The sequence below is a fragment of the Microcystis wesenbergii FACHB-1317 genome, from assembly GCF_014696875.1.
Lineage (GTDB): Bacteria > Cyanobacteriota > Cyanobacteriia > Cyanobacteriales > Microcystaceae > Microcystis > Microcystis wesenbergii_A.
Genome location: NZ_JACJQV010000218.1, coordinates 1 through 9,834 on the forward strand (window position 1 = coordinate 1; position 9,834 = coordinate 9,834).

Genomic DNA, 9,834 nt, shown 5'->3' on the forward strand with positions numbered 1-9,834 from the left:
TTTTATAATTGAGATAGTTTGTGCCGCTTAAATAAAGAGGTTTTGATAACCAAATTAAAGCAGCTCTAAAGAGTTTTGAGTTAAAAGTTAAACTTCAAGTTTTCATTCAGGACGAATGTACTGATTAACTAATTTTTTGGGGAAAATTAGTTAACCCATCATTATATAGCGTTTCTGATTCACAAGAGGTACATTCCCGATCCTGAACAGCTTAATCAGCAAAGGTTTAAGTGTGCCGCACAGATGCGAGAACCGCTATAACATATAATTAATTTGCAAGAGTTCTATTATTTCCCTACACTGTCCTCTCACACCCGAAAACCATTATTTAATTAATGCTGATACCATTGCCCAAATGAAACCTAGTGTCACCCTAATTAACACCAGTCGGGGTAAACTGATTGATACCAAAGCGGTGATTGATGGCATTAAATCGGGTCAGATTGGTTCTTTAGGCTTGGATGTTTACGAACAGGAAGATAGCCTTTTCTTTCGGGATTTATCTGGCACAATCATTCAAGACGACTATATTCAACTACTACAATCTTTCCCCAACGTTTTAATTACTTCTCATCAAGGGTTCTTTACAGAAGAGGCCATTTCCGCCATTGCTAACACCACTATTACTAGTATTACGGACTTTGAACAGGGAAATCCTTTAAAGGATGCAGTACAGTTATCAGTTATCAGTTATCAGTTATCAGTTATCAGTTATCAGTTATCAGTTATCAGTTATCAGTTATCAGTTATCAGTTATCAGTTATCAGTTATCAGTTATCAGTTATCACTTCACTGAGAAAACTCCCCACACCCCACACCCCACACCCTACACCCCACACCCTACACCCTACACCCTACACCCTACACCCTACACCCCACACCCCACACCCCACACTCCATCCCTAGAACGATCTTTGGGACAAGATTAAGTTTAAAATCTGAAATAGATGATTTTTTTAAGGATCGAGTCAAGTTTATGGCAGATATTGTCGATATTGCGGTCAGTGCCGATAATTTTAAAACGCTAGTGACGGCGGTACAAGCGGCTAATCTTGTGGATGCCCTGAAAAGTCCCGGCCCCTTCACGGTTTTTGCCCCCACCGACGAAGCTTTTGCGAAATTGCCACCCGGGACGATTACAACCCTAGTGCAGAATATCCCCCAATTAACCAGAATTCTCACCTATCACGTCGTTGCGGGCAAATATATGCAGGAAGATTTGGCAAAATTGGCCGTAGTGACTTCTCTAGAGGGTTCACCGATTCCCGTCGATTGTAGCGAAGGTTTTGAGGTGAAAAATGCCACGGTGGTCGCAGGTAATATCGAGGCAGATAATGGTGTGATCCACGTCATCGATACGGTGATCCTGATGGGTTAGTTTTTGACCGGCTTTTCCCCAGTCCACATCCAGGGCAAATCTGTCTTATTTAGTAACTAAATATACAGATACTTTTGCTTGTTTATGGTTTTGATGCTCGCCGGAGGAAAATGCCCACTTTCTGCACTTTCTTGTCTGTACCTGTTCAGACTAAATCCTGTTATTAAAGACTGATTATCTGTAGAAAACGGGTTTCTCGGAGAAACCCGTTTTCTGTGCGTTACTCAACGGATTTAGTATTAGCCATCTCGACAGTAATAGCAGCTCAGTTACCAGTTATCAGATGTTAGTTTTCAGTTCACTGTTTACTGTTTACTGATCACTGAAAAAAGCTTCCCTATTCCCCAGAAGTATGAGGACTGATTTTGAGAACTAAAACCCCTAAAGGTGGTAAACAGAGATCAATCGAGTAGGGACGGCTATGATAGGACCATTCCTCCGACCATTTACCGCCAAGGTTGCCCATATTACTACCGCCATATTTACCCGCATCGCTGTTAAAGATTTCCTGATAAAAACCGGGATGGGGTACACCAACGCGATAATGGCTGTGGGGTTGGGGAGTAAAATTACAGACCACCACCAGAAACTCCTGCCAATTTTTGCTCCAGCGCAGGAAAGAAACGACGCTATGACTATTATCACTACAGTCAATCCACTCAAAGCCATCCTGACCAAAATCCTGGGTATATAAAGCAGGTTCACTCTTATAGGTGGCGTTCAAATCAGTAAAAAAGCGTTTTAGCTGTTGATGGGGTTCGTACTGCAAAAGACCCCACTCCAAATCACCCCAAACATTCCACTCACTCCACTGGCCAAATTCCATGCTCATAAACATGGTTTTCTTGCCGGGGTGGGTAAACATATAACCAAATAATGCCCGGACATTGGCAAATTTTTGCCACTCATCCCCCGGCATTTTGCCAATCATATTACTTTTGCCGTGAACCACTTCATCGTGGGACAAAGCCAGCATATAATTCTCGCTGTGGTTATACCACATACTAAAAGTGACATTATTTTGATGGAATTGACGGAACCAGGGATCCATGCCGAAATAATCGAGCATATCGTGCATCCAGCCCATATTCCACTTCAAATTAAAGCCTAAACCGCCCATATAGGTGGGCCAGGACACCATCGGCCAAGCGGTGGATTCTTCGGCAATAGAGAGAATTCCGGGGAAATAGCTAAAAATTACATGATTGACTTGACGCAGGAATTCCGCAGCCTCTAAATTTTCCCGGCCACCGTACTCGTTAGCCACCCATTCCCCATCTTTACGACAATAATCGAGATAGAGCATAGAAGCCACCGCATCCACGCGAATACCGTCAATATGGTACTTATCGAACCAAAAAAGAGCATTAGCCACCAAGAAATTTCTGACTTCGTTGCGACCGTAGTTAAAAATTAGGGTTCCCCATTCCTTGTGTTCCCCTTTGCGCGGGTCGCCGTGTTCATAAAGATGAGTCCCGTCAAAGAAAGCTAACCCGTGGCCATCTTTGGGGAAGTGACCGGGGACCCAATCCACTAGCACACCAAGGCCATTTTGGTGACATTGATCGACAAAATACATAAAATCTTCAGGATTGCCGTAGCGACTGGTGGGGGCAAAATAACCCGTCACTTGATAACCCCAAGAACCATCAAAAGGATGCTCGGCGATCGGTAATAATTCGATATGGGTGTAACCTAATTCTTTAACGTAGGGAATTAGTTTTTGGGCTAACTCGTAGTAACTCAAAAAGCGCGCCCCAGTGTTCCATTCCGACACGGGAACCGCTTCCCCTTCCCCGGCAAGTAAACGGGGTGGTTCGGCACTAGAAGTGTGCAGCCAAGAACCAAGGTGTAATTCGTAAACGGAAACCGGTTGAGTTAAAGGATCGCTATGGCGGCGTTTTTCCATCCAATCGCTATCATCCCAAGTATAGCTATCTAAATTGGCCACGATCGAGGCGGTTTTCGGGCGTACTTCTTGGGCAAAACCGTAGGGATCAGATTTTTCGTAAATATGACCTTCCCAATTTTTGATCTCGTATTTATATTTAGTGCCAACACCGATTTCCGGGATAAACAATTCCCAGACCATATTATTACGTTTCCGCATTTGGTGATCACGACCATCCCAGTTATTGAAATCACCAATAATCGAGACATTGCGAGCATTAGGGGCCCAAACGGCAAAATAAACCCCTTTAATCCCCTCGATTTCGGCTAAATGCGCCCCTAATTTTTCATAAATGCGATGATGGTTGCCCTCCCCAAACAGGTGTAAATCAAAATCGCTCAGTTTGGCAGAACGGAAGGCATAGGAATCATAGATTACCCGTTCCTGTTCTCCCTCGTGGATGCGTAATTGATAATTGTTCAGTTCACCGATATCGATAACGCACTCGAAAAAATGGGGGTGATAAGCGGTCGTCATGGGATATTCTTGTCTTTGGGACGGTAAAATAACCCAAGCGGCCGTGGTTTTCGGTAAATAGGCTCTAACAACCCATTTATTGACTTTTCCTTCTTCTTCTAGGGGATGGGCCCCCAAAACCTCAAAGGGATCGTGATGGAGGTTGTTGACGATTTGATGGACTTGTTCGGGGGATACCACTATAGACATTCATTTACCACTCTTGACATCTACAATACTTATAGCAAGGAAATAGTCATTTTTTCCTTGCCTTCTGGGAATTCTCAAACTAATGATATATTCTGACTTGAAAGAGGGTGTAGGGTGTGGGGTGTGGGGTGTAGGGAAAGAAACCTCTTTCATCTCTGGTGGTGAAAATTTTTTCATCGGGACTGCCTACTCATTCAACTATGGCTGTGACTGCTGCCAAAATTATCGTCGTTAAAGACGATTGGCTCTTCTGGTTTCTGTGTGGAAACGAGGTCTATACCGATAGTTTCTTCTTTCAAAATAGTCCTAAAAGTTTTGCCCAATAAGCACTTCAGGGTTCCATAAGCAAAAATTATCACACAAAGTCGAGAAGAGCCGACGGCGCTCCGAAACCTGATTTACCGCTTTCTCGGTCAAAAAAACTAACAAGTAGAAATGGTGGCCGCTGGTAAAACTGCCAATTTAATCTCGATTTGGTCATTCTCGATGTTAATCTAGCGGATAGCCTCGAATTTGACCTACAACACATCTCTACACAGTTGTCAACTGGAACGAGTTTGATCCCTAGGAGATTGACTTTCTTCTAATTCAGCTTTGATTTTTACCGAGTCTTCAATCTGCTGGGCCTCTCGCTTAAATTCACTTTCAAATTCCTTGGATGCTTCTTGAAATCCTCGAATCGTTTTGCCTAAACTGCGACCGATTTCTGGTAATTTTTTCGGTCCGAAAACTAGCAGGGCAATCAAGAGAATTAACCCCATTTCTGGTAATCCAATCCCAAAAATATTCATTTTTCTGCTCCTAATAAAAAAATCGCGGTGGGCAATAACCCACCTGCTAAAGTCCGAGGGACAATTCTGCGGCCAAAAATGCCGACAAGATTGTTGGAATCTGCTTACTGACCCCAATCTACATTAAATCCTTCTAAAATTAGGGAGGAGTTATAGATCTGTAAAATAATCAGCAAAAAGACTAAAAACAGAGCCATAAACACTCCCATCAGCAAGGTAGTTCCCCAACCGGGGGAAACTTTACCATATTCTGAATTGAGGGGACGAAGGATTTCACCTAAGCGTGTACGCTGTGCCATAAGTTACCAAGAAAGAGCTGTAAATGATAATTTTGTATTGATCCGTAATTTGAGGAAGTGCCAACCAGTCAACCCAGTGAGATAAAATCTACTGCTGTTGCCAGTGGAGCTTTTTTGGTTTAATTCCGAACGGAATCGTTTTTCGCCTGCCCTGCCACGCCCACAAGAATCTGCAAGCGCCTACAGTACGGGAATTATTTTAACATTGTTTGGTGATCTTCTCAGGATTTAGGAGATGGTCGATGGGGGTTGGGGTGATTTTTCAGTTATCAGTAATCAGTTATCAGTTATCAGTGAGGGGTTGGGGTTAGGGTGGTGGGGGAGAGGCTCTTCTAGGTTCTGTGTGATAAGTTTAACTTACATAGGATCGATCTTTGTGTCCTTTGTGTCTGGAGTGGTTCGTTCCACTCCCTCGCCCGCAAGACTGTATCTTAGAATACATTTTACCCACCAAACTTGGGAGAGACGGGGAGAAGGGAGAAGGGAGAAAAAAGCTGATCAGTGATCACTGATCAAGTCTCCTTCGGTGCTATGATCGAGGATGTAAAGTTTTATTGCAACGGTATTCGTCTTGGTCAAGCTGAATACTGACAAAAGGTTAACAACACTACCTTAAACAAGCTCTCAAGAGAGGATACAGAGAACACATGGCTTACACACTTCCCCCTTTACCCTACGATTACACTGCCTTAGAGCCTTGTATCACCAAAAGTACCCTAGAATTCCACCACGACAAACACCACGCCGCTTATGTCAATAACTATAACGGTTTGGTCAAAGATACGGAACTCGATGCTCTCTCTTTAGAAGAAGTTATCGTTAAGGTTGCTGGTGATGCCTCTAAAGCTGGGGTTTTCAACAATGCCGCCCAAGCATGGAATCATAGCTTTTATTGGGACTGCATGAAACCGGGTGGTGGCGGTGCGCCTACCGGTGCTTTAGCCGCTAAAATTAACGCAGATTTCGGCAGTTTCGAGAAATTTGTCGAAGCTTTCAAAACCGCCGGCGCTACTCAATTCGGTAGCGGTTGGGCTTGGTTGGTTCTCGATAACGGTACTCTCAAAGTTACCAAAACCGGCAACGCTGACAATCCTTTAACCGCCGGACAGGTTCCCCTCTTAACTATGGATGTGTGGGAACACGCTTATTATCTCGACTACCAAAATCGTCGTCCCGATTACATCAGCGACTTTTTAACCAAGTTGGTTAATTGGGATTTCGTGGCTGCTAATTTAGCGGCGGCCTAAAAATTTGGCTCAGTTAATTCATCAGTTATCAGTTATCAGTTATCAGTTATCAGTTATCAGTTATCAGTTATCAGTTATCAGTTATCAGTTATCAGGGGGTGGGGAGCGGAGAGGAACCATCCATAGGTTGGGGGTTAGTCTTACTATTGAAATTGGCAAATCTCTCTAATATTAATTATCCTTAAATATAGATAACCAGAAAAAACTTTTTTAACATCGATCGCGCTTGTTGCACAATGGAACAACCTGTCAGTTGGATTATTCCCCGTCATCCCCGTCCCGATTATCCCCTGTTTGTATTTTTACCCGGAATGGATGGCAGCGGCCAACTATACCATCGTCAGATTAAAAACCTTGCTCCTTACTTCGATCTGCGTTGTTTGGCGATTTCCCCGCAATATCTCGGTGATTGGGAGGAATTAAGCGATTGCGTGATTGCTTTATTGGCCCAGGAATTAAAGGGACAATCGAGAAAAGTCTATCTCTGCGGTGAGTCTTTTGGTGGCTGTTTAGCCTTGAAAATAGCGACAAAATCACCAAAATTGCTCAGAAAACTGATTTTAATTAACCCTGCTTCTTCTTTTAATCAAAGACCTCTTTTAAGCTTGGGAATCGGTATCACCCAGATGATGCCCGATTTCATCCACGGTAGCTCGGCACTAACTATTTTACCCTTTCTGGCCGCTCTGGGTCGAATATCCCGGGAAGATCGCCGCTCTCTCCTCAAAGCCATGCAATACGTCCCACCGAAGACGATTAGCTGGCGTTTATCCCAGTTACAACGGTTTCAGGTTAGTGCCAGCGAGTTAAAAGATCTGCAATTGGGGGTGTTAGTGATAGCCAGTCAAGGCGACCGACTGTTACCATCGGTAGCGGAGGCTAAACGACTAATTCAGCAGTTACCCGCCGCAAAATTAACGATTCTGCCCAATAGTGGTCATGCTTGCCTGCTGGAAACCGATATTCACCTCAAAGACATTCTCCATCACCATGCTTGTCTCCCCCGAAGCCTACCCGCAAAAAGTCACTGAGGATGGTTCTTATACCTTTTTTTCGACCGAATTCGGCGAATGTTATCATTCTACCTCCGGGGCAAGGGAAGAGGCCGAGAAAAAATTTATCCTCTCCAGTCGTCTGGCAGCAAAAGCAGACCAGAGCAATAATCTGAAAATTCTTGACATTTGTTACGGCTTAGGGTATAATGCCGCCGCAGCCTTAGCAGCCATTTGGCGAGTTAGGGGGGATTGTCGGGTAGAATTATTAGCTTTAGAAAGCGATCGAATGGTTCCCCTAGCAGCTATTAGAGAAAATCTCTTAAATAGTTGGAGTCAACCAATTCCCGAATATTTAAATGATTTTGCCCATAATCACCGGCTAGACTTGCCTAATCTCACCGCTAAACTGTTAATCGGGGATGCGCGACAGACGATAACCAAGGTGATTGAGGCGGGTTTTCAAGCGGAGGCAATTTTTCTCGATCCCTTTTCCCCGGGTAAATGTCCGCAACTGTGGACGGTGGAGTTTTTAGCTTTAGTGGCGAAATGTCTGAGTCCGACGGGTTATTTAGTCACCTATTCCTGTGCTGCCTCGGTGCGAAGGGCTTTACAATTAGCAGGATTGCAGATTGGAGCCACCGATAGCGTCGGGCGGCGATCGCCGGGTACAATAGCCAGTTTTTTGTCCTTACCCCCATCTCTATCGGCACAGGAACGGGAACATCTGCAAACTAAAGCCGCTATTCCCTATCGAGATGCGACTTTAACCGACCCAGCCGAAGTTATCATACAACGTCGTCGCAGCGAACAGGCTCTCTGTGACTTAGAACCGACTAGCCACTGGAAAAAACGTTGGCAAAGAGCGGTGAGTTCGATCAAAATCTCGGAATGAGAATATGTAGTTAAATGTCTGAGAATTCGGGCTTTTGTGGTTGTAATAGCAAAAATCGCCAGAATTAACAGTAACAGTCAGATGACATCCTTCTGGACGTTGGCATATCTCAATAAGATTTGATGATCCCACTATTAAACCCTTACCCGCAACAGATAAAGCCATCAGAATTGACTTAGGAATTAGTAGCCTAGTAATTACCAGCAACGGCGATAAAGGGTCTAATCCTAAGCATTTTAAGAAACATGATCAGAGGTGGCGAAGAGCATCGGAAAAGCCTTTCTAGAAAACAGAAAGACTCAAAGAATCGAGAAAAGGCAAAAATCAAAGTAGCCAAAATTCACGCTCAAATCACCGATAGCAGAAAAGGGTAGCAACGCCAAGCGGCACAAAATCCAGCAGTTGAGATAGCAAAGAAACCTTGACGAGACGTCAGTGCTGGGTAGTTCACGTATTGTGTTATAATTCTTGCCAAGCCATCAAGGGATTTGAAAAGGAGCAACACCATGAGTCTATCTTCAGAAGCCTATCGCCAAGCCCTCGTGCGGGATGGAGAACGGCGCTATCGCGAATGGCACCAAAATTATCACAACCACTGCCGTCAATCAACGGCGGAATACCAAGCTCGTTGGGACCAGCAACGTCCAACAAAGCCTTGGATTTCCTCGGAAGCCTACCGCCAATTTTTAGTCAAAGATGGGGAGCGGCGTTTTGCGGAATGGCATGGCGAGTTTTTAGACTATCAACGACAATTTCTGGCCAGTCAATCCACCTAAACGGATGTCAACCAATCCCCATTACAGCAATCTCTGAAAATAGTGGCTAGAGTCCAGGAAAAAATAGCTAATACCAATTTTCAATAGTCGTGACTAACATCTGAAAGTGCAGTTCCTTTCTCCGAGAGGGATTGCACTTTGGAGTGATCAACTAAGTCTGTCATTACTTTTGAAAAATGATATAAAGATGAATAAGTCCAGAACGCAAGACCTATCACAAATGCGGCCAACAATTTAAGAGCAGAAGGGATAAGAATCCTGTCAACAAATATTGATGGGCAGTCAGGAGTTTAAGCTTGTGGAGAGAATATAAGACTCGTTGGGACTCGTCTCAAAAAGCAGGTTCCTATGAAGCAAGAATCTCCCATCACACATCTTCGCATTGTGATGGCTAGATTGTCAAGTCTGTCCACCCTTCAGCCCCACAAATATATAACACCTAAGATAGCGATCGTTAAAGCTGAAATTTCAAGACATTTGTGCTTTAAGCACCTGAAAGCCTTGCAAAGCAAGGCTTTTACTAAGCTAAAACGCACTTAAACCACCTAAAATAGAAATAGTAACTTGAGAAAAATCCTACTTATGCCAGCCAAAGATTTCCTAGACTTAGAAGAAAAGAAAAACTTACAAAAAGCTCTTAAAGAAGAAGAAAGAGCAGAGGTTAGGGAAAGAATTTTAATGTTTCTCTTGCTAAACGACGGAAAAACTCAACGAGAAATAGCTGAGTTTATTGGCTGTTCACTCAAAACGGTCGCCCCTTGGTGTGTTCACGGCGATCCTAACAATTTAGAAAGTCTAGAAGATGGGAGAAAAAATGGAAATCATAAAAAAGCCACAGA

General features: G+C 43.8%; 11 protein-coding genes and 1 pseudogene. 9 read left to right on the forward strand and 3 right to left on the reverse strand.

Annotated features, from left to right (window positions below):
* Positions 1-286: 286 nt before the first annotated feature.
* Complete coding sequence (locus H6F92_RS23060) at positions 287-796, forward strand: NAD(P)-dependent oxidoreductase (protein ID WP_338420916.1); 510 nt, start codon at positions 287-289, stop codon at positions 794-796.
* 180 nt (positions 797-976) lie between these two features.
* Complete coding sequence (locus tag H6F92_RS23065) at positions 977-1,378, forward strand: fasciclin domain-containing protein (RefSeq protein ID WP_002762406.1); 402 nt, start codon at positions 977-979, stop codon at positions 1,376-1,378.
* A 337-nt stretch (positions 1,379-1,715) separates the two neighbouring features.
* Here the strand turns inward: H6F92_RS23065 and glgB are convergent, their stop codons facing one another.
* The gene (gene glgB / locus H6F92_RS23070; protein ID WP_190359647.1) at positions 1,716-3,995 is read right to left on the reverse strand and encodes a 1,4-alpha-glucan branching enzyme; all 2,280 of its coding nucleotides are present in this window, start codon (positions 3,993-3,995) and stop codon (positions 1,716-1,718) included.
* A gap of 200 nt (positions 3,996-4,195) precedes the next feature.
* Here glgB and H6F92_RS26625 point away from each other — a divergent pair, with 200 nt between their 5' ends.
* Positions 4,196-4,321 (forward strand): hypothetical protein, encoded by a 126-nt coding sequence (locus H6F92_RS26625; RefSeq protein WP_265795574.1) that lies wholly within the window; start codon positions 4,196-4,198, stop codon positions 4,319-4,321.
* Between the two features lie 216 nt (positions 4,322-4,537).
* Here the strand turns inward: H6F92_RS26625 and H6F92_RS23075 are convergent, their stop codons facing one another.
* Together H6F92_RS23075 and psbH are read right to left on the reverse strand one after the other, a co-directional pair.
* Positions 4,538-4,786, reverse strand: a complete 249-nt coding sequence (locus H6F92_RS23075) for a TatA/E family twin arginine-targeting protein translocase (protein WP_002743526.1) — start codon at positions 4,784-4,786, stop codon at positions 4,538-4,540.
* A gap of 104 nt (positions 4,787-4,890) precedes the next feature.
* Complete coding sequence (gene psbH, locus H6F92_RS23080; RefSeq protein WP_002736544.1) at positions 4,891-5,085, reverse strand: photosystem II reaction center phosphoprotein PsbH; 195 nt, start codon at positions 5,083-5,085, stop codon at positions 4,891-4,893.
* Positions 5,086-5,732: 647 nt separating this feature from the next.
* Here psbH and H6F92_RS23085 point away from each other — a divergent pair.
* From H6F92_RS23085 to H6F92_RS23110, 6 genes and pseudogenes are all read left to right on the forward strand, one after another.
* Positions 5,733-6,332: a superoxide dismutase gene (locus tag H6F92_RS23085; RefSeq protein ID WP_002765257.1), complete on the forward strand. Its 600-nt coding sequence runs from the start codon at positions 5,733-5,735 to the stop codon at positions 6,330-6,332.
* A gap of 236 nt (positions 6,333-6,568) precedes the next feature.
* Positions 6,569-7,363, forward strand: a complete 795-nt coding sequence (locus tag H6F92_RS23090) for an alpha/beta fold hydrolase (protein ID WP_190359648.1) — start codon at positions 6,569-6,571, stop codon at positions 7,361-7,363.
* On the forward strand, positions 7,323-8,219 hold the full coding sequence (locus H6F92_RS23095; protein ID WP_190359649.1) for a tRNA (5-methylaminomethyl-2-thiouridine)(34)-methyltransferase MnmD: 897 nt from the start codon (positions 7,323-7,325) through the stop codon (positions 8,217-8,219). Before H6F92_RS23090 ends, H6F92_RS23095 begins: the two co-directional genes overlap by 41 nt.
* Positions 8,220-8,304: 85 nt before the next feature.
* Positions 8,305-8,587: pseudogene (locus tag H6F92_RS25485) on the forward strand (transposase); the annotation flags it as partial.
* Between the two features lie 138 nt (positions 8,588-8,725).
* On the forward strand, positions 8,726-8,995 hold the full coding sequence (locus tag H6F92_RS23105) for a hypothetical protein (protein ID WP_158202255.1): 270 nt from the start codon (positions 8,726-8,728) through the stop codon (positions 8,993-8,995).
* A gap of 582 nt (positions 8,996-9,577) precedes the next feature.
* The coding region (locus H6F92_RS23110; protein ID WP_190356818.1) for a helix-turn-helix domain-containing protein at positions 9,578-9,834 on the forward strand (257 nt) is incomplete at its 3' end.